At 58.4% G+C, this 20,752-nt stretch carries 15 protein-coding genes and 2 rRNA genes; 12 read left to right on the top strand and 5 right to left on the bottom strand.

Features of this window, described 5'->3' with window-relative positions:
• Window positions 1-161 precede the first annotated feature (161 nt).
• From G494_RS0119485 to G494_RS0119475, 3 genes are all read left to right on the top strand, one after another.
• Window positions 162-1,364 (top strand): OmpP1/FadL family transporter, encoded by a 1,203-nt coding sequence (locus G494_RS0119485; RefSeq protein ID WP_028585856.1) that lies wholly within the window; start codon window positions 162-164, stop codon window positions 1,362-1,364.
• Window positions 1,365-1,469: 105 nt separating this feature from the next.
• Window positions 1,470-3,086: a sensor histidine kinase gene (locus G494_RS25855; RefSeq protein WP_084457120.1), complete on the top strand. Its 1,617-nt coding sequence runs from the start codon at window positions 1,470-1,472 to the stop codon at window positions 3,084-3,086.
• A 125-nt stretch (window positions 3,087-3,211) separates the two neighbouring features.
• Entirely contained in the window at window positions 3,212-3,547 is a 336-nt protein-coding gene (locus G494_RS0119475; RefSeq protein ID WP_153305965.1) for a hypothetical protein, read from the top strand.
• 72 nt (window positions 3,548-3,619) lie between these two features.
• Here the strand turns inward: G494_RS0119475 and G494_RS0119470 are convergent, their stop codons facing one another.
• Window positions 3,620-4,348: a DUF533 domain-containing protein gene (locus tag G494_RS0119470; protein WP_028585854.1), complete on the bottom strand. Its 729-nt coding sequence runs from the start codon at window positions 4,346-4,348 to the stop codon at window positions 3,620-3,622.
• A gap of 275 nt (window positions 4,349-4,623) precedes the next feature.
• Entirely contained in the window at window positions 4,624-5,139 is a 516-nt protein-coding gene (locus G494_RS0119465; protein ID WP_028585853.1) for a helix-turn-helix domain-containing protein, read from the bottom strand.
• A gap of 117 nt (window positions 5,140-5,256) precedes the next feature.
• Here G494_RS0119465 and G494_RS0119460 point away from each other — a divergent pair, with 117 nt between their 5' ends.
• Window positions 5,257-6,453: an MFS transporter gene (locus tag G494_RS0119460; protein WP_153305964.1), complete on the top strand. Its 1,197-nt coding sequence runs from the start codon at window positions 5,257-5,259 to the stop codon at window positions 6,451-6,453.
• 129 nt (window positions 6,454-6,582) lie between these two features.
• Here the strand turns inward: G494_RS0119460 and G494_RS0119455 are convergent, their stop codons facing one another.
• Window positions 6,583-7,212, bottom strand: coding sequence for a hypothetical protein (locus G494_RS0119455; RefSeq protein ID WP_028585851.1), 630 nt, complete (start codon window positions 7,210-7,212; stop codon window positions 6,583-6,585).
• A 431-nt stretch (window positions 7,213-7,643) separates the two neighbouring features.
• On the opposite strand from G494_RS0119455, the gene hoxE reads away from it, so the two are divergent.
• The 8 genes from hoxE to G494_RS24590 all read left to right on the top strand — a co-directional run bounded on the left by hoxE (window position 7,644) and on the right by G494_RS24590 (window position 20,105).
• Complete coding sequence (gene hoxE, locus G494_RS0119450) at window positions 7,644-8,177, top strand: bidirectional hydrogenase complex protein HoxE (RefSeq protein ID WP_051305900.1); 534 nt, start codon at window positions 7,644-7,646, stop codon at window positions 8,175-8,177.
• The gene (locus G494_RS0119445; RefSeq protein WP_028585849.1) at window positions 8,161-9,813 is read left to right on the top strand and encodes a NuoF family protein; all 1,653 of its coding nucleotides are present in this window, start codon (window positions 8,161-8,163) and stop codon (window positions 9,811-9,813) included. Before hoxE ends, G494_RS0119445 begins: the two co-directional genes overlap by 17 nt.
• Window positions 9,810-10,568: a bidirectional hydrogenase complex protein HoxU gene (gene hoxU / locus G494_RS0119440; RefSeq protein ID WP_051305899.1), complete on the top strand. Its 759-nt coding sequence runs from the start codon at window positions 9,810-9,812 to the stop codon at window positions 10,566-10,568. Before G494_RS0119445 ends, hoxU begins: the two co-directional genes overlap by 4 nt.
• A 33-nt stretch (window positions 10,569-10,601) precedes the next feature.
• Complete coding sequence (locus tag G494_RS0119435) at window positions 10,602-11,135, top strand: NADH-quinone oxidoreductase subunit B family protein (RefSeq protein ID WP_028585847.1); 534 nt, start codon at window positions 10,602-10,604, stop codon at window positions 11,133-11,135.
• Between the two features lie 45 nt (window positions 11,136-11,180).
• Complete coding sequence (locus tag G494_RS0119430) at window positions 11,181-12,596, top strand: Ni/Fe hydrogenase subunit alpha (protein ID WP_028585846.1); 1,416 nt, start codon at window positions 11,181-11,183, stop codon at window positions 12,594-12,596.
• A 290-nt stretch (window positions 12,597-12,886) separates the two neighbouring features.
• Window positions 12,887-16,180, top strand: a complete 3,294-nt coding sequence (locus G494_RS25850) for a PAS domain-containing protein (RefSeq protein ID WP_153305963.1) — start codon at window positions 12,887-12,889, stop codon at window positions 16,178-16,180.
• Window positions 16,167-19,169, top strand: coding sequence for a response regulator (locus tag G494_RS25845; protein WP_084457116.1), 3,003 nt, complete (start codon window positions 16,167-16,169; stop codon window positions 19,167-19,169). The genes G494_RS25850 and G494_RS25845 overlap by 14 nt, the downstream gene beginning before the upstream one ends.
• A 138-nt stretch (window positions 19,170-19,307) precedes the next feature.
• Window positions 19,308-20,105: a Mut7-C RNAse domain-containing protein gene (locus tag G494_RS24590; RefSeq protein WP_051305896.1), complete on the top strand. Its 798-nt coding sequence runs from the start codon at window positions 19,308-19,310 to the stop codon at window positions 20,103-20,105.
• Window positions 20,106-20,494: 389 nt separating this feature from the next.
• Here the strand turns inward: G494_RS24590 and rrf are convergent.
• Both rrf and G494_RS0119400 read right to left on the bottom strand, forming a co-directional pair.
• A 5S ribosomal RNA gene (rrf, locus tag G494_RS0119405) occupies window positions 20,495-20,611 on the bottom strand.
• A gap of 57 nt (window positions 20,612-20,668) precedes the next feature.
• Window positions 20,669-20,752 (bottom strand): 23S ribosomal RNA (locus tag G494_RS0119400); the annotation flags it as partial.

Below are 20,752 nucleotides of genomic sequence, written 5' to 3'. Positions count from 1 at the left end.
CGGCTCCCGGGAAAAGCCCCCTCTACCAAACCACTGTTGACCAAGGAGTAGCATGAATCTCTCTACCCTGTCCCGGCCCCGGAAGCAGCAACACAGCCGCAATAAAACGCTGCCTGTGGCCAGGCTCTCTCTCTACGATCCAGGCCCTCATCCTCCTGACCGTGATCCCCTGCGGAAGCGCCCAGGCAGCCGGTTTTTCCAACTTTACCCAGGGGGCAGGCCCCATGGGGGTAGCTAACGCCTCTGTGGCCCACGCCGAAGGCCTCTCCTCCCTCTTCTACAACCCGGCCCTGCAGCTGGAATTCAACGGCTTCAACCTGGACCTGGGCCTGACCCTGGTATCCCCGGAGAAAGAACTGGACTCCACACGCACCGGGCAGAGTTATGAGTCGGAGCACAACATCTGTACCCCGATGCACCTCAGTGCCAGCTACCGCCTCTCAGAGCGCAGCTCCCTGGCCCTGGGGGTCAACAACAGCTTTGGCCTGCGAAGCGAGTTTCCCGAAGATACCATCTTTCGCTACCTCACCACCTCCTCGGAGCTGACCACCTGGGACATCAACCCCTCCTTGGCCATGCAACTCCATGAACGCCTGGCCGTGGCTGTCGGCATCAGGGCCGTACGCTCCGAAGCCACCCTGGAGCAGATGATCCCGCTCCAGGCCTTTGCCCAGGCCGACGGCCGCCAACGCTTCAAGGGTGACGCCACCGGCTATGGTTGGAATATCGGCGCCACTCTCAACCCGGTCGAGCAGTGGACCATCGGCGCCTCCTACCGCAGCCAGGTGGAGCTCGACCTGGACGGCGACCTCCACTATGACCTGCCAAAAACCGCACCGACCATGCTCTCCTCGCTCTTCCCTGCCACCTCGGCGGCTGCAGAGCTGACCCTGCCCGCTCAATTCTTTGTCGGCATCGCCTATGCACCCAGCCCCCAATGGGTGGTAGAGGCGGCCCTGCGCTATGAACACTACTCCAGCTATGAGCGCCTGAGCGTCACCACGGCCCTGCCCGTGGCCGGGAAACGGCAGACCTTCATCCCCAAGAACTGGGATGATGTCTGGGGCTACATGCTAGGCGGCAGTTATCAGAACGCTGCCGGCTACCGCTTCTCTCTGGGCTACCTCTATGAGGAGAATCCGGTGCCTGATGCCACCTTTGAGCCCGGCACCAGTGGTATGGACAAACAGACCCTCACCGTTGGTATCGGCAAACAGTTAGGCAGGCTCAGCTATCGCCTCAGCTATGCCTATGATTTTTATCAGGATCGGGAGATCGACAATGACGGTCCGGCAGCCGTGCTCAACGGCAGCCACAGCCAGGACAACCATTCCCTGGCCATGACCCTCTCCTGGCAGCTCTAACTCGTCCCCCTCAAGGCTTCTTGCTGACGCGAGATTCCTCAATAACGGGCAGCCAGCTCCCCAGCCGGCTGCTCCCAAACCGCTCCCTCTCTTCAGGCCCAGCCCATGGCATGCGTATCGACTCAGATTGACCAGCCACAAGGCCGGGGCCAGGCGGGCCAGGAGGCCCCAAGCGGCCTGCTGCCTGCCCCCATGGCCAAACAGGTCTCCAGCCTCAACACCGCCTGGCTGATCGTCTGTCTGCGCCGGCACCATCCGGAGCTGGACCTGGATGAACTCCTTTCCCTGGTCCAACAAGGCGAGCCCTTTAGCCTCAAGAACCTGGAGAACGGCCGACTCGAACCACTCAGCCTCCACCATCTGGAGTCTGCAGACTACTGGTTTTCCAACCGGCTGATGATGGCCCTCTATACTGCCATAGAGGAGCTGCTTCCTGATCCGGGTTTTGCCTACCTCTGCGGCAGCAGCTTTTACCAGAGTCAATCCTGCCTAAAAACCGCCATCGGCGTCCCCCTGATCGGTCCCTACCGGCTGACAGAACGGCTTGTCCGGGAAAACGACAAGTACAACCGGACCAAGGAGGCACTCATCCGGAGCATGAAAAGGGGGCATATCGTCATCCGCCTGATCCACAGGCCGGACATCATCATGAAGGAGTTCGGCATGGAATGGCACCGGGGAGTGTTTGAATCCTATGCCCGGCTGGCCGGGGTAAGCCGTATTCAGAGCAAGCTCAGCTGCATCGAGGCCGGTCCCCGGGAGTATGGTGAACCGGGCCAGGCCATCTATGACTTTGAACTGACCTTCCAGGACCCCGGATTTCGCCAACGCATCTGGACCAGGCTGCTCTCTGCCGTACCCACGGTGGCTGCATTGATCCGCAACACCGAGCTGATCCAGGCCGAACATAACCGGGAGATCCTCAGCCGGGAGCGGATCATCAGGGAAAAATCCGAGCACCTGGTCAACATCCAGAAACGACTGATGGACGCTGAGCGCCAGAATATCGAGCAACGCTTACGCAATCTCTCTACCGAACTGGTCACCACCGAAGAACGGGAGCGCAGGGCCCTGGCCGAGGACCTCCACGACTCGGTCAGCCAGCTGCTGGCCCTTGGTCTCTCGGGCCTGAGAAGGCATAACCGCAAGACCCCCGGCCAGGAGGACCTCCTGGAGGTTGAGCACCACCTGCAGACCGCCCTGGAGGAGACCCGCTCCCTCACCTTTCAGATCAGTCCCCCGGTGCTCTATGACTTTGGTCTGGAGGCGGCCCTGGAATGGCTGGTAAAAGACACCTCGACCCGCCATAACCTGGAGATGGATTTTCTCAACCTGCTGGACGAGCCCCTCAAGCTCAACGAACACCAGCGCGTCACCCTCTACCGCTCGGTACGGGAGGGGGTGATTAACTGTATCAAACATGCCCGGGCCGGCTACGCCTCGGTGGTCCTCACCCGGGAGAAGGAGCGCCATCGGATCGAGATCGAGGATAATGGCAGCGGCTTTGATATCAAGACCATGAAGAGGGGCTTCGGCCTCTCCACCCTTGGCGATCGACTGGAGAATATCGGGGCAAGCATGGAGATCAGCTCCACCCCCGGAGAGGGGACCCGACTGGATATCACCCTTCCCCGCAATGGCTCCTGCTGCCGGCTCCCGGAGATCTCCGCCTCCCGCGACGAGCGGGTCCATCCACCCAGCCCACCGGCACAGCGCCCATGAACCGCTGCCCCCCTTAGCCGGCTTTTTTTTAAGCAAAAGCGTGCAGCTTGACCATGAACTCTCCCCTGGTTCATGCTATGCTCATCGGAAAGGCCTTCCCATCCATGATCAGTCCAGGAGACACCATGCACCTCTCTCACCGACTCTTCCTCTTTTGCGCGGTCCCCCTCCTGCTTGCCGCCTGCGGTGGCGAGCCGCCTCCCTTTGAGGCCCGCTATCTCTCCGCCAACCAGGTCCAGGTCAGTTACCAGGGCAAGAACTACCTGCTCAACCGTCTCCAGCAACCCAGGACCGACCTCCCCTTTGAATACAGCTTTGAGGCGGACGGCGACCTGGACCTGGAGATCAACGGCCGGCAGTATGAGGTGGACAGCCCCTATGACCGGGACCGGAAGAAAAAAAAGGTGAAGAGGCGGACCAAGAAAAAGAAAACCAGCAGCAAAACAACATCTAAGAAGTAGCAGCTCCAGCCCGGCCAGCGGCCCCGTCCCATGGTGCGGGGACAGCCAACCTGTTGGTCGGCTCGGCCGCGCTTACAGCTCCTGCTCGATAAAGTGCTGGATGTTGGCGGAGAGGGAGAGGGCGGCGGCCAGCTGATCCAGCCACTGCCGCTCCGCAGGGGTGTCCACCACGATGGTGGAGGCGGCCAGACTGTACATGGCCTGGGCAACCTGGGGTTCATCGACCCCGGCCACCAACTCGTCGATGGTTCTGGGGTGATGCAGCTGGGCCAGGAGAAAGAGCTTCTCTTCCTGATCAAGCCCCTGTTGCTGGAGTTGGGCCAGGATCCGCTGTTCCTCTCCACTGTCCATGCTCCCGTCGGCATGGGCGGCCGCCACCATGGTCTGGATCAGCCTGAGCGCCAACTCCTGCTCAGCGCCTCCGCTCTCCTCTTCTGCCGGGCTCAGTGGACGCCCTGCCGTCCCTGCAGCCGGATCCGAAGCAGCCTGCACAGGGGAGGAGCGAGGAATAGGGGGCGGCACAGCAGCACCAACAGGCGGGCCGGCCGAGAAGGAGTTGCTCCCCGGGGGAGGCGCAGGAGTGTGGCCGACGGCTGGAGGCGACTTCTTCCTGAGGATCTCATAGGCGCCAACGCCCAGCCCGATGGCCGTGATCAGGCCCTTGCCCGAGGCAAGTCCACCCAGGACCCCTCCCATAAGATCATCACTTCGTTTATGTTTCTTTTTTTTCTTCTTCTTGCCGCTGCTGCCCTGCACCGCTCCAGCCAACACCTTGCGCAGTAATTTTTCCGCATCCATCATCCAAGCTCCTCCCTGTTCCTTCCAATTATCCGGCACCCCAGGTGCACCCTTTAAGCACTTCTCTTAACAGGCAGACAATAATGACACAGCCCTGGTCAGGCAAGAAATTGCGCATTTTTCTCCGCTCAAGAACCACTTTTCTCCAGCTGGCCAGCGTAAAAAATCCAGCCCCTGTTATCAGGGCCCCTGCCAGGGGCAGGTGGTTGAGCAATTCCCCTTGCAACAGGTTCCACGGCTACTGTTAGCGAAGAGGCCCTCTCTGAAAAAAGGGACCATCAAACATTGTAATGCATCATCACGATCTCTGAATCCTCAAGCACCGACAGGCTATGTTGCTGGAGTGCCTTGAAGCGAATGGCATCACCTGAATTCAATTCATGGACCTCTTCACCAACGGTAACCAGAACGTTTCCCTGTAACACCAAAAAGACCTCTCTGGTGTGTTCATGGAGTTTTGGATCTGATTCGACCTCTGCACCGGCGCTCACCTGAAAATGAAACAGTTCGAGATCCTTGAAGGAGAGCATACGGCCCTTGACCTTTCCGCGTTTCATGGATCTGGAGACCACCTTCTCGCAACTGGAACCTTCGGCGATCTTAATCAATTCGCTGGAGGAGAGCTTAAAATACTCTGCGAGTGCTCCAACCGTACTCATTGTAGGGTTCCCCTCCCCACTCTCAACTTTAACCACTGTGGCTCGCGTCAGGCCAGTTGCCCGGGCAACATCTTCGGCCGAGACCCCCTTCTTGATGCGTAATGTTCGTAATATCGAAAAATCGAGTTTGCTCATCTATCGCCCTTACTCTTGATATTATATTTTACATTTGTATAATACAATACAGATTAACAGTACAGGATCAGCGTACCACGCAACGTAAGAATCGACAATCACGAGACGAGGACCACCGTGCAAAAGACTGAAATAGTAACAATTTTGTCCGCTTGCTCAGCGACGATGCTGGCCGTTTCCACGGTGTTTATGAATCAGTCAATTTTCCTGGAGCTCTCACGATATTTCGAGGTCAACATCGCCCTGGCACGGATCTCGTTTAGTACCGTTTCTCTGAGTTACTCAATAACCTTTCTTCTTGCAGGGCCCTTGATGAACAGGGGAAACCTGGCCAAAATTTCTTTTTGGGGTGCGGCGATGCTGGCCATAACGCTGATCACAACCTCCTTTGCAGCGAGCTTTAACGGTCTGTTGGCTGGTATGACAGCTATAGGTTTTTGTGCGGCGCTGATTCCTGCTGCAATGTTTCCATACATCTCAAGGCTTGCACCCCACCCCCATAGGGGTTTTTATGTTGGCACAATCGTCGCAGCTGCAACCTTAGGGGTGATATTTGGCAGAGTATTATCAGGCATTTTGACGTCCGTCATCGGCTGGCAGTGGAGCTACAGGACCCTTGCCGTGATGGTCCTGATAACCTCGACAATGACCCTGCTTTCACTTCCCTCTCCCCAGGAACCAAAGGAGGGGAAAACTCTTAGCCTTGCGGATGATTACAAAAAATCATATCAACTGTTGTTGAGGATGAGAACTCTTGGCTTGATGCTGGTCGGAGGCACACTCTTTTTTAGCTTCATGGGCATTGTTACCTTCCTCAGCTACCGACTCAACAACCCTCCGTTCAACTTCAGCTCCAGAGAGATTGGCTGGATCAGCTTTGCCGGCATCACAGCACTTGTTGCCCCATTTTCAGGAAAGTTGGCCAACAGGGTCAGCATTGGCAAGATCATCCTTTGGGGACTATCTGCCGCTCTCATCTCCTGCTGTATGGTGGGGATATCATCAACTCTCCCCGGGATAAGCCTTGGCCTGCTGATCCTGTTTCTCTCGGTCTATCTCTGTCAGCCCTTGGTCTTCATCCTGGTTGGAGACAGCGTCTCGCCTGAGCTTTTAGGGAGCGCCTCATCTCTCTATATCTTCTTCTGCATTGGCGGGGGAAGCTTAGCCTCAATGGTATTAGGACCGGTCTGGGGCGCCTATGGATGGCATGGGGTCGTAAGTGTTTGCCTGCTGTCGTTGTTCACCAGCCTGCTCCTCATCTCCCTTCTGAAAACCGGACAGCAGCAGCCAGCAAATCGTTCCGATTCTATCTGATCACCAACAGAGGGCCTCTTCCATAGTTAGAGGGCCTCTTCCATAGTTTGCCTGTTTGACCGACTCAAGAAAGTCCGTCTTGATCACTGGAGTTACTCTAAATATCCCGGAAGCTACAGCCAGCTCCCCCTAATTGCTGGCCGCCAGGGCTGCAGGTTCCCTGTAGTCGCCCACCGTAAAGCTGCGCCCTGCCCGCTGATTAAAGGCCTCCAGCTCAGCCGCCTTTTCCTTGCTCTGCAGGGAGGTGGTCTGCGCCCAGCTATCAGCCACCTCTTCGGCGTAAAAGATCTGTAAGAGGATCGCATCCCCAAAAACGGCCCCATAACTCTTGAGCAGCAGGGTGTGGTTCTTTTTCCTGACTGCAGAGATCCCGGTGCTGAATCGGACCCCGGCCAGGCTCTCCGTGCCGCTGGCGTAGCAGTTGGGTTGCTGAGAGTAGTCCGGGGTGTTCATATACCAGTTGAGCTCCCGCAGCCGCTCGACCCGGATCACCAGAACGCTTTTCTTATCCTCACTGACAAAGGCGTAGAGATCCTGCTCTACATGGGTCGATCTCCTGAGATTACTGCCCAGGGCAAGCTCCCTGTTGTTTTCCTTCTGCTGATAGTGGAGGGTCTCCTCCACCTCAACCATGATTCTGGGAAACTTTGAGGAGTAGAAGGTATTGTCGACAACCCCCTTTGGGGCATCAAGATTGAACCCTGCACACCCGGCCAGGAGGACGACCATTACGAAAAGTACCAGCTGAACGAACCGCATATTGCTCTCCCTCTTGATTCTGAATAGATCTTCCCTTGCAGGCCAAACCACTCCAGCCCCCTGCTGTTGACATCTGGATCGATGGTAGCACAAAAGCTCTCCACCCCCAAAGCAATCAAGCGAGCTGCTGATCTTTTTGGGTCTATCCGAATCTCCCAACGCCCTGAGCCCGAATCGAGCACCCAAGGGAGCTGCGATATTGTTGTCGTGAGAATGGGCCCAAGACAGGGGCCTGCTCCACCGAGCAGCCTGTCAAGGCCAAGAGGAAAAAGACCAATATTTCACACCTCTAAAATGACACTTTTATTTATTGGCTCTTGCAAAAAATTAGCACTATAATAGATACATCTCTACCGGTATACGCAGCCGGCAGCTCTCTTTCACTTCACTGAGGTCCACTTCTACAGGTGCTCCGAGCACCGGGGGGAATCATGAGACAGCAGGCTGAAGCCAACATCTGCTCGGAAAAAGACTTTGCCGCCCTGACCCAAGATCGTCAATGGCGGCAGGTCAACCGCACCATGCGCCTCAACAACAATCAGCCCGAGGCCCTGATTGAAACGCTCCATGCCGTCCAGGACACCTTCGGCTTTCTTGACCACCAGGCCATGGCCTATGTGGCCCATGTCCTCCGGGTCCCCTTGAGCCGGGTCTATGCGGTGGCCACCTTTTACCACTACTTCTCGCTCAAGCCGCCCGGCGAACACAGCTGTGTGGTCTGCATGGGTACGGCCTGCTATATCGGTGGTTCCTCTGCCCTGCTCGACCAAATCCAACAATCCGCTGCCATCGGTCCCGGCGAGACCAGCAAAGACGGCAAGGTCTCACTGGTGGTTGCCCGTTGCCTGGGCTCCTGCGGGCTGGCGCCGGCGGCGGTCTTTGACGGCCGGGTTGCCGGTAAACTCAACCCAGCGCTGATGGAAGAACAGCTAGAGAGGTGGCTCAGCCATGACCCTGAAGCATAAAGACCTCCAACAGATAGCGGCTGCGGAAGAGCAGCGCCAACAGGGCTTTCAACACCGCATCCATGTCTGCCAGGCGGCCGGCTGCCTCTCCTGCGGCAGCAGGGAGGTGCAGGAGAGCCTGGAGCAGGTCGTGGCTGATCGGGAGCTGGAGCAGGAGGTCCAGGTGAAGGGGGTCGGCTGCCTGGGGCTCTGTTCTGCCGGGCCCCTGGTCGCCGTCGCCTCGGCAGACAGGCTCTATCAGGGATGTGCGCCAACAGATGCCGGGTCCATAGTCGATGGCCTGACCAGCACCGCAAAGACAGATGCAGACGGTGCAGGCACCCTGCCCTTCTTCAGCAAGCAGCACAAGATCGTGCTGGAGAATTGCGGCAGCATCGATCCGGAACGGATCGAAGAGTACATCGCTGCAGAAGGCTATGCGGCCCTCTATACCGTCCTCCGCGAGATGACCCCGGCCGAGGTGATCGAGGAGATCACCAGGGCCGGCCTGCGCGGTCGGGGCGGGGCAGGCTACCCCACCGGCCTGAAATGGAGCACCGTTGCCAAGGCACTCCGTCAGACCAGGTATGTGATCTGCAACGCCGATGAAGGCGACCCCGGCGCCTTCATGGATCGCAGCGTCTTGGAGAGCGATCCCCACCGGGTGCTGGAGGGAATCGCCATCGCAGCCTATGCCCTTGGTGCAGCCCAAGGCTTCATCTATGTCCGGGCAGAGTATCCCCTGGCCGTGAAACGGCTACGCAAGGCCATCGCCCAGGCCGAACGGCTGGGGATCCTGGGCAAGAATATCTGTAACAGCGGCTTCAGTTTCGATCTTCAGCTACGGCTGGGCGCCGGGGCCTTTGTCTGCGGGGAGGAGACCGCCCTGATTGCCTCCATCGAAGGGCTCCCGGGCAAACCGCGCCCCCGCCCCCCCTATCCGGCGGAAAGCGGGCTCAAGGGCTGCCCGACCCTGATCAACAACGTGGAGACCTTTGCCAACATTGCACCCATCATCCGCCGCGGCAGTGACTGGTTTGCCGCTATCGGTACGGAAAAGAGCAAGGGCACCAAGGTCTTTGCCCTGGCCGGTCGGGTCTGCCGAACCGGCCTGATCGAAGTCCCCATGGGTACCAGCCTGACCGAGATCGTCTTCGAGATCGGCGGCGGCATCCCGGACCAAGGCCGTTTCAAGGCCGTGCAGACCGGCGGGCCGTCGGGCGGCTGCATCCCTGAGCAGTATCTGCATATGGGGGTGGACTATGAGTCCCTGGCCCAGGTCGGCTCGATCATGGGCTCCGGCGGGATGATCGTCATGGATCAAAGCTCCTGCATGGTGGATGTGGCCAGGTTCTTCATGGAATTCTGTATGAGCGAATCATGCGGCAAGTGTGTGCCCTGCCGGGTGGGCACCACCCAGCTCCATGCCCTGCTCAGCAAGATAACCCAGGGGCGGGCCACACCAGGGGATCTCGCCACCATGGAAGAACTCTGCGACCTGGTCAAAAACACCTCACTCTGCGGACTCGGCCAGACCGCAGCCAATCCGGTCCTGAGTACCCTGCGCTATTTCAGAGACGAGTACCGGGCCCATATTGACAACCAACGCTGCCCTGCCCACCATTGCAGCATGGCGACCACCAGGGAGAGGCCATGAACCATTCCCCAGCTTCCCGAAACAGTCAAGAAAACACCCCTCCGCCACGGATCCTCACTCTGCAGATAGACGGCCAGGATCTCAGCGGCCGGGCCGATGAGACCATCCTGGAGATTGCCCGCCAGAACAAGATCCATATCCCGACCCTCTGCCGACTCGACGGCCTGTCCGGTCATGGCGGCTGCCGTTTATGCCTGGTCGAGATCAGCGGCCAGAACAGGCCGGTCCCTGCCTGCCTGACCTATCCCCAGGAGGGGATGGTGATCAGCACCGCCTCCCAGCGCCTGCAGGACTACCGCCGCAAGATCCTGGAACTGCTCTTCTCTGAACGCAATCACGTCTGTGCGGTCTGCGTCTCCAACGGCCACTGTGAACTGCAGGAGCTGGCCGTGGAACTGGGGCTGAGCCATGTCCGTTACGAGTACCTCCACCCTCGCCTGGAGGTGGATGGCTCCCATGCGCGTTTTATCCGGGACCCCAACCGCTGTGTCCTCTGTCTGCGCTGCGTCCGGGTCTGTGCGGAAGTGGAGGGGGCCCATACCTGGGATGTGATGGGCCGGGGCATCTCCTCCCGGGTCATCACCGACCTGAACCAAGCCTGGGGTTCCTCTCAGAGCTGCACCGCCTGCGGCAAATGCGTCCAGGTCTGTCCGACCGGTGCCCTTTCAGAAAAAGGGACATCCGTTGCCGAGATGATCAAACATCGCCACTTTCTCCCCCAGCTGCTGGCCATGCGGACAAACAGGCGGGAGTAACTTGAGGCCACCTTGAAAAGGGAAAGCACGCCCATGAACAAAGCACGTATCGCCACAACCTGGCTGGACGGCTGCTCCGGCTGCCACATGTCCCTGTTGGATATAGATGAACGGCTGGTGGAGCTCGCTGAGCAGATTGAACTGGTCTACAGTCCCCTGGTGGATACCCTCGACTTTCCTGAGGCGGTTGACATCGCCCTGGTGGAAGGTGCGGTGGGCAACGAAGACGACCTCAAGAAACTACAGCTGATTCGCAAACAGAGCCGGCTGCTGGTCGCCCTGGGTGACTGTGCGGTAACGGCCAATGTACCTGCCATGCGCAACGCGTTCAAGCTGGAAGAGGTGCTACGTCATGTCTATACGGCCACGGCCAGCAGCCAGCTGCAGCTGCCGAAAGAGGAGGTGCCGCCTCTGCGGGACCGAGTCCGTCCGCTCCACGCCTATGTGGAGGTTGATCTCTTCCTGCCGGGATGCCCACCGCCCAGCGAGGCCATCTTCTTTTTACTCAGCGAGTTACTGGCAGGCCGCATCCCGGATCTCAGCGCTAAGAGCAGATTCGGCGCTTGAACAGAAAAGCCAACACGGCAAACAACCAACAGCAGGAGCAGCTCTATGGGGCAGCAATTCGTTATTGAGCCGGTCAGCCGGATCGAGGGTCACGGCAAGATTACCATCACCCTGGATGAGCAGGGAAAGGTCGCCGATGCACGCCTCCATGTGACCCAGTTGCGTGGCTTTGAAAAATTCTGTGCCGGCAGACCCTACACCGAGATGGTCGCCCTGGTGGAACGGATCTGCGGCATCTGCCCCATCAGCCACTCCCTGGCCTCGGCCCGGGCCTGTGACACTATCATGGGCATCCGGGTACCAGAGGCCGCTGCAAAACTGCGCCAGCTGCTCAACTGTGGGGAATTTATCCAGTCCCATGCCCTGAGTTTCTTTTATCTCTCCTCACCGGACCTGCTGCTCGGCATGGACTCGGATCCGGACAACCGAAATATCTTCGGGGTATTACAGGAAAACCCCGCCTTTGCCCAGGACGGCATCCGGCTGCGGAAGATCGGCCAACAGGTGATCGAGGGCTTTGCCGGCAAACGTATCCACCCCTCCTGGGTAGTCCCGGGGGGCGTCAACCAACCGCTGAGCCCGGAGCATCGGGACCAGCTGCTCTCCCTCCTCCCCCAAGGCCTGGAGATCATCAAACGCAGCCTGGATTTCTGCAAACAATCCATGGATAGATACCAGGGGGAGATCGCGACCTTTGCCAACTTCCCCAGCTCCTTTTTAGGCCTGGTCGATGAGCAGGGGAAGCTTGCCCATGTGGAGGGGAAGCTCCGTTTCATCGACGGACAGGGAGAGATCGTCGCCGATCAGGTGGATCCCGCACGCTACCAGGAATATATTGGTGAAGCCGTCGAAAAAGACTCCTACCTTAAATCCCCCTACTACAAACCCCTGGGCTACCCGGAGGGTATCTACCGGGTGGGCCCTGCGGCAAGGCTCAACGTCTGTAACGGCATCACCACCCCCCTGGCCCACCAGGAGTGGACCGAGTTTCGTCGACAGGACCAGGGTCCGCTGCTCAGTTCTTTTTACAACCACCAGGCACGGCTGATTGAGATCCTCTACTGCCTGGAAACCCTGGAACGCCTGCTCCGAGATCCGGATATCCTCAGTCCCCGGGTCCGGGCCCTTGGTCAGGCCAACTTCCCAGAGGGTATCGGGGTGGTCGAGGCCCCCCGCGGCACCCTGTTTCATCACTATCAGGTGGACGACAACGGCCTGATGACCTGGGCCAACCTAATTGTGGCCACCGGCAACAACAACCTGGCCATGAACAGGGGCCTGCTCCAGGTAGCCCGCCACTACCTCACAGGCCCCAAACTCACCGACGCGGTAATCAACCGCCTCCAGGCGGTCATCCGCGCCTTTGACCCCTGCCTGAGCTGCTCCACCCACTCCTTACGATCAGATGGTCCCGCAATCCAAGTGCTGGCAAACGATGGCCAGGTCCTGGATTGCGCCTGAAAGGAGCAGAGATGAGCCACGGCTTGAACTCGGGAGCATCTGGCCCTTCTTTGCCGACGCGATCTGCAGACCGAATCTCCTCCCCTTCAGCAGACAACAGGGCAGAGCAGGGCCCACCCCTGCCCCTACGGACCTCGGCTGCCCCCCTGGAAACAGGGCGAGGCGTGTTGAGAGGACCAAGGGTAAACAGCCTGAGACCAGCCATACTGCTCTTGGCGCTGCTTGCTGTCCTGCTGGCGACAGATCACCTGGCATGGACAGCCGAGCCGGTTGACGCCTCCAGAAGAGATGTGCTCATTCTCGCCTCCTACCACCCCGGCCTGCGCTGGGACGATGGCATCAAGAGGGCGGTGACCGAGGCGCTCCAGCCCGTTGACAACAGGTTGGAGCTCCACTTTGAATACATGGATACCAAGCGGATTGCCGACCCTACCTATATCGGGATGCTCCGCGCACTCTACGCCCATAAGTACAGGAACACCTCCTTTGCCGTGATCCTGGCCTCGGATAACTTTGCCCTGAACTTCCTGCTCCAGTATCGCCGGCAGCTGTTCGGCCTGGTTCCGGTGGTCTTCTGCGGGGTCAACTTCTTCCGCGACGAGATGCTAAAGGACCAGCCTCTCGTCACCGGGGCGGTAGAAGAATTTGATGCTGCCAGGACCCTGGAGATCATCCTCAAGCTCCATCCGGGGACCAGGGAGGTCTTTGTCCTCAATGATCCTGATCTGACCGGCAGGGCCTGGGCCGACTCTATTCGCGAACAACTCACCGGCCGCTATCCCCGGCTGAAGATCAGCTATGCCCCAGCCATGACCGAAGAGGCAGCCATGGCGCATGTTCGAAAACTTCCGGATGACACCGTGGTCCTGCTGGGGGTATTCCTCCGGGACGCGGCCGGCCGTTACCTTGCGGCCCCCGACTTTGCCCGCCGCCTATCTGCAGCCAGCCCGGTACCGATCTATGCCCTCCTGGAGCTCTATCTGGGATACGGTGTGGTGGGCGGGGAGCTGATTGACGGCTACTACCAGGGGAAACTTGCCGCCGAGTTGGGCAAACGCATCCTGGCAGGCGAAGATCCTGATACGCTCCCGGTTCTCAGGCAGGGAGTTACCCGGGCCTTCTTTGACTACTCCCAGCTGCAACGCTTCAATATCGACGAGAACGAGCTGCCCACCGGAAGCATCCTCATCAACAAACCAGCCTCCCCCTATGAACGGGATATGGGCAAGATCTTCGCCATAGCCGGCTTTGTGGTTGCCGAGTCTCTGCTGCTCCTCTGGCTGCTGGCCACCCTGACGGCACGAAGAAGTGCCGAGGCAGCCCTACAGAAGAGTCAGGAACGGTTGACCCTGACCCTGGACGCCATCAACGAGGGCGTCTGGGACTGGGATATCCCCAGCGGGACCGCCTTTTTCAGTCCCCGTTACTATACCATGCTGGGTTACCCACCCTATGCCTTCCCCCAGAACTTTGACTCCTGGCTGGGCTTGATTCATCCCGATGACCGGGAGCAAGCCCAACAAACGGTCCGGGAGTACCTGGACGGCAGACGATTCCAGATCGAGATCCGGTTGCGGACCCAATCCGGCGACTGGCGCTGGATCCGTTCCCGGGGCATGGTGGTGGAACATGATGAGTCAGGCAAACCGCTACGTATGGTCGGCACCCACGCCGATATCACCGAACGCAGACAGGCGGGAATTGAACTCAGAGCCAGTGAAGAACGCTACCGTGCCCTGATCGAAACCATGGGAGAGGGGGTGGTCTCCATTGACCTCAACCAGCAGATCTCCTATGCCAACCCCCAGTTCGCCATCATGATCGATATCCCCAGGGAGGAGTTGCTGGGGCGGGAACTGGTCTCCCTGCTCACCGAGGAGAGTCGGACCAGGTTTCGTGCCCAGTTTGCAGAACGCCGCAAGAACGCGTCCCAGCGCTATGAGCTGGAGTGGATTAAAGAAAACGGTGAGTCCCTGGTAAGCATGGTCACCCCAAAACCCCTCTATGACAGAGAGGGGGCCTTTATCGGCAGCTTCGCCGCCATCAACGACATCACCGAGATGAAAGAGGCCCAGCAGGAGCTGGTCCACTATCGGGATCACCTGGAAGAACTGGTCGCCGAACGCACAGCCGAACTGGCCCGGGCCAAGGAGCATGCAGAGGCGGCCAACCAAGCCAAGAGCACCTTTCTGGCCAACATGAGCCATGAGCTGCGCACCCCGCTGAATGTTATCCTGGGCTATACCCAGCTGATGCAGCAGGACCCTGCAACCCCTGAAGACCAGCAGGAGCCCCTGATCACCATCAACCGCAGCGGAGAGCACCTGCTGGCCCTGATCAACGATATCCTGGAAATTTCCCGAATCGAATCCAGTTGCAATCCCCTGGAAGAGGCGGGCTGTGATATCCACGGTCTCTGTCACGATCTGGACGCGATGTTCCGTCCCAGGATCACGGCCAAGGGTGTCCTCTTCCACCTTGAGGGCCTGGAACAGCTGCCCCGCTACCTGGTGGTGGACGGCCATAAACTGCAACAGATTCTGGTCAACCTCATCGACAATGCCGAAAAATTCACCGACCGGGGTTCCATCTCCGTGACCCTCTCCCTCAGCACCAGGCTCCCTGAATCCCGGGTGCTGATCGTAGAGGTCCGCGACACAGGCCCGGGCATTGCTGCAGATGAACAGGATCGGGTCTTCAGCTCCTTTGACCAGACCGAAAGCGGCCGGCACAGCCAGACCGGAACCGGCCTGGGCATGACCATCAGTCGAGAATATGCCCGGATGATGGGCGGTGAGCTCGGCCTCAGCAGTCAGCCTGGTCTCGGCAGCACCTTCCGGCTGGCCATCCCGGTCAAAGAGGCCGAGCAGGGTCCGCTCTCCGTCCCCTCTCCCCAGAAACGGGTCATCGGCCTGGCCGCGGGTCAGCAGGTCCCCCGTATCCTGGTGGTGGAAGACAGGGAGGAAAACCGGACCCTGCTGGTCCATCTCCTGAAAAACGCCGAGTTCTCGGTCCGGGAGGCAGAGGATGGAGCAGAGGCCGTGGAGACCTTTGGCCGCTGGCACCCTGACTTTATCTGGATGGATATCCGGATGCCGAAGATGGACGGCCTGGAGGCGACCAGACTGATCAGGGCCATGACCGCTGAGGGGGGAGATGAGGTCACCATCGTTGCCTTGACCGCCCATGCCTTTAAGGAAGAACGAGGCCCCATTCTGGCCGCCGGTTGTAACGACTTGGTATGCAAACCATTTCGTCATCAGGAAATTTTTGGGATGTTGGCCCACTACCTTGGGGTACGCTATCGCTACGAACCCTTGGGAGAAGGAGTGCAAAGAGAGTATAAGGAAGAGAGGGTGACACCGGCGCAGCTGGCGTCCCTGCCCGCTGAGCTGCGCAGGGAACTCCATGAGGCCGTGCTGCACCTGGATACCCTCCGGATGCGGGAGCTTGTCGAGACGGTCGAGGCCCCCTCTACCCAGGCAGCCCTGAAGGCACAGGTCGAGAGTATGGATTATCAACCATTACTGGAACTGTTGGAAAAGGAGACGAGCAGCGTGCAGGAAGGCGATGATGAACGATAAGAGCTTTGATGCCGGGAAACACCAGATTCTGATCGTGGACGATGTCCCGAGCAATATTAAACTCCTGGCCAAGGTACTCTCTGACCACGGCTATAGGGTGCGCCCGGCCACCAGCGGTCCCCTGGCCTTGCGCTCCGTGGCGGTGGAGCTGCCGGATCTCATCCTGCTCGATATCAAGATGCCGAAGATGGACGGCTACCAGGTCTGTCGCACCCTCAAGGCAGACAAACGTTTTTGCCATATCCCGATCATCTTTATCAGTGCCCTGGGCGAGACCGAGGACAAGCTCAAGGGCTTTGCCGTCGGTGGCCTTGACTATATCTCCAAGCCATTTGAACCGGTCGAAGTTCTGGCCAGGATTGAAAGCCACCTCCGCCTTTACAGCCTCCAGCAGGAGATGACCAGGTTGGTGGCAGAGCGTACCGATCAGCTCTCCCTGGCCAATGCCGAGTTGAGCTCAGAGATCGAGGAGCGAAACCGGGCAGAGGGAGAACTGCGCAGACTGAATCGTTCCCTGCAGATGTTCAGTGAATGCAACCAGGCCCTGGTCCACTCCACGGATGAGTTGCCCTTTATCGAAGGCATCTGCCGCATCATCGTGGAGAGCGGTAACTACAAGACGGCCTGTGTCGCCTTTGCCGAACAGGATCCGGCCCAAACCGTTCGCCCCGTGGCCTATGCCGGTTGCGAACTCGCCTGCCTGAAAAGCGAGATCCATCTTTCCTGGGCGGATCGCCAGGAGGGCAGAAACCCCCTTGGCCGGGCCATCAGGACCGGTAAAACGGTTGTCTATGAGGACCTGAGCAAAGACACGGACCTTGCCTGCTGGTGTCCTGCCGTTGAGCAGCGACGCTGTCGTTCTGTGATCGCCTTTCCCCTGTTCATTGACCGCCAGACCGGGGTCCTCTGCATCGTGGCCCAGCAACCGGCGGCCTTTACCGTTGAAGAGCAGCAGCTGCTCACCCAACTGGCAGCCGATGTCGCCTATGGGCTCAGGGCGCTGCGCGCCGAGAAAGAACGGCGGCAATCCGTCGGAGCCCTGCAGGAAAAAGAGGCCAGGATGGAAAGCATTATCAGGGCATCCCCAACGGGTATTGCCATTGTTGCCAATCGCATCTTTCTGGAGGTCAACACCCGACTCTGCGAAATCCTGGGCTATGCTGAGGAGGAGTTGGTGGGACGGTCGAGCCGCCTGATCTACCTCACGGAAGATGAGCACAGCCGGGTCGGAGACCAGATCCATGCCGAGATCAAAGCAAAGGGCATGGCCAGTCTTGAGAGCCAATTTCGCCGCAGAGACGGCCGTGTTATCGATGTCCTCTTAAACTCAACACTGATCGCCGCTTCGCCTCACCAACAGAGGGACAAGGAGAAACTAGCAGGGAGCACAACCGAAGAAGGTCCGGCCCGGGAATACAACATCACGGTCCTGGATATCAGCGAGCGGAAACGGATGGAGCAGGAGTTACGCGACTCGGAGATACGCTATCGGACCATCTTTGACAATACCGGCACCGCAATGGTCATCTTCGAAGAGGACCTCTCCATCTCCCTGGTCAACGCTGAATTTATCCGGCTCACCGGTTATTCCCGTCAAGAGATAGAGCGAACCATGAGCTGGAGCCAGCTGATCGTCAGGGAATGTCGACAGCAGCTCCGGCTCGGCAAAGCCAACGCGCAGGTGGCGGCTGAAGGAGCAGCCGACAGTTACGAGGCACAGATCCAGAGAAAAGACCATCGCTTGGTGGAGGTGTTTACCACGGTGGTCACCATCCCGGGGAGCAGCCGGCAGGTGGCCTCACTGATCGACATCACCGAACGAAAAAAACTGGAGGCCAGGGTGCTCCAGTCCCAAAAGATGGAAGCCATCGGCAATCTGGCAGGCGGCATTGCCCATGACTTCAATAATATCCTCAACGCCATCATCGGTTACACCGAGATGGCTCTGACCAGCAGCCCCATTGCCCCTGATGTACAACGCTATCTGGGCCAGGTCTACCAGGCAGGGAAACGAGCCGGGGAGTTGGTTAATCAGATCCTCACCTTCTGTCGTCAGAGTGAACAGCAGTTACGACCGATATCCCTGATCCTGATTGCCAAGGAGGTACTCAAGCTCATCCGCTCATCCCTGCCAACCACCATTGAGCTGAGTCGGGATTTTCGAATCAGCCAACCAGACGACACGATTCTCGCCGATGCCACCCAGATGCACCAGGTCCTGATGAATCTCTGCAGCAACGCCGCCCAGGCCATGGCCGGAACAGGGGGCAAGCTGACAATAACCCTGGAGCCGGTCGAGACAGCCGATGCGCCTGTTGCTCAGATTCCAGAACTTGCTCCTGGTCGATATATCAGGATGGAGATCAGGGATACCGGCCAAGGTATTGAACCAACACTGATGGAACGGATCTTTGAACCCTACTTTACCACCAAGGAGACGGGGGAGGGGACGGGTATGGGACTCGCCGTTGTCCTGGGGATCGTTGAAAGGCATAATGGCGCGATCAGCGTGGACAGTGAGCCGGGCAGAGGGAGTGCCTTCCAGGTCTATCTGCCTCGGTTGGAAAAGGATCTCCGCCACAGTGGCAACGCTCTGAAAAGAGAGGTAGCGCCCAGGGGAGACGAACACATCCTGTTGGTGGATGACGAACCAATGCTGGTGACCATGGGGGAAGAGATGCTGGGAACCCTGGGATACACTATCACCGGCACCACCAATAGCCTTGAGGCCCTGGAGTTGTTTCGAAGCAGCCCCGAGGCCTTTGACCTGGTGTTCACCGATATGACCATGCCCAAGCTGACCGGTATTGAGTTGGCCAGGCAGTGTCTCCGGATTCGCCCGGATATCCCGATAATTCTCGTCAGTGGCTACAGTGAGTTGCTCAACGAACAGGTGGCCCGAGAGGCAGGCATCAGTGCCTTTGTGGTTAAGCCCTATGAGCTGCTCAAGATTGCCAGCACCATCCGCCGAGTGCTGGCAGGGGCGTAAGCAGGAGGGTTGAGAGGATCAGACAAACGTTGTGCTGCGGACAAGGCCGACACCAGGTGGCGTAGCAGCTTCCATGCGTTGAGCGTCCGGCCGGCAGTGCGGGAAACCTGTTCAAGGGGCGGAGAGGAGCCCACCTCTATGTGTGCCGATAAAAAAATATCCCCTGGTCAAGAAAGCGGGGCAATAGGTCTGGAGTTTCATGGCGCGCTGCGCCCTCTTCTGCAGGGCTCCCTGCGAATGATGCCAAGGCTTTACCACAGCCTCGAACACCGGACGTCCATCAAAGATACCATCGAGTCCTTCACCATTCCCCACACAGAGATCGGCGCCATCTCTGTCAATGGCAAGAGCGTAGACTTTTCTTATCAGCCCTGTCCCGGCGACCAGATCCGGATTTACCCCCTTGTTCCTCCAGTGGATCCATGCCGGCCCAGCTTCCTGCGCCCCAAGCCACTGCCCCGACTCCGCTTCCTGGTGGATGTCAATGTGGCCAGGCTGCGAACCTACCTGCGCATGATCGGGATGGATACCCTATATCAGCCCCAATGGACCGATCACGAGCTCGCCCTGCTGGCTGCCCAGAGGGGATGTATCCTCCTGAGCAGGGATCGTGGTCTGCTCCGGCGAAAAATTATCGAACACGGCCACCTGATCCGCTCAGAAGATCCCATTCAACAGCTGGCTGAAATTATCGCCTACTACGGCCTGTCTGGGCGGCTCAACCCATTCAGTCGCTGTATAAAGTGCAATGCACTGCTGCAACCGGCAGCCAAAGAGGATCTGCTGCCCCTGCTGGAACCCTTGACCCGTAAATATTATGATACCTTTTTCCGTTGCCCGGGCTGTGATAAAATCTACTGGCCGGGCAGCCACAGGGACGCCATGGAAAAGATGGTGATCGAGGCACTCTCTCTAAGCCGAATATTGCGAAAGTAAGATGGGGTAGATTCGATTCAACGCCTCCTGCCCAAGGAGAGTATGGTTGCGGCAGTAAACAAGATTCTGGAGCGGGAGGAGTGAAGGTCTCAGGCTGTGGTTCAGCACTATGGACTGAGGCCTGGGAAAAGGCGGGGAAACAGATCCCGAGGCCCGTAAACCCCTTCATCAGCCCCTGGGAAGGCACGGAGCCATTCCATCCGCCCCTGAGATCATGAATTGTAGTCATTTTGATTTCAGGGCCCTTTAAGGGCCTCACATCATGAACCTGCCGGCCTTGTTCCGATTCAAGCCCTGATCATTGCCCGGCAGCTGGAAAAGGACCAGATTCAAAACCCCAAAAAAAAAGCTCCAATCATCAATGATGATTGGAGCTTTTTCTATAAAAGAATCGGCAACGACCTACTCTCCCACACAGTCACCCATGCAGTACCATCGGCGCTGAAGAGCTTAACTTCCGTGTTCGGAATGGGAACGGGTGGAGCCTCTTCGCTATGGTCACCGATATATCAAAAACTGTGACAATTAAAGTAGCAGGGTAAATACTTTGTTTAAAAAAGGATATGGTTAAGCCTCACGGCTAATTAGTATCGGTTAGCTCCATGCATTACTGCACTTCCACACCCGACCTATCAACGTTGTAGTCT

Source organism: Desulfogranum mediterraneum DSM 13871, assembly GCF_000429965.1.
Classification (GTDB): Bacteria; Desulfobacterota; Desulfobulbia; order Desulfobulbales; family Desulfobulbaceae; genus Desulfogranum; species Desulfogranum mediterraneum.
Note: the sequence above shows the minus strand (reverse complement) of the source record. Positions and strands in the feature narration are given on the sequence as shown.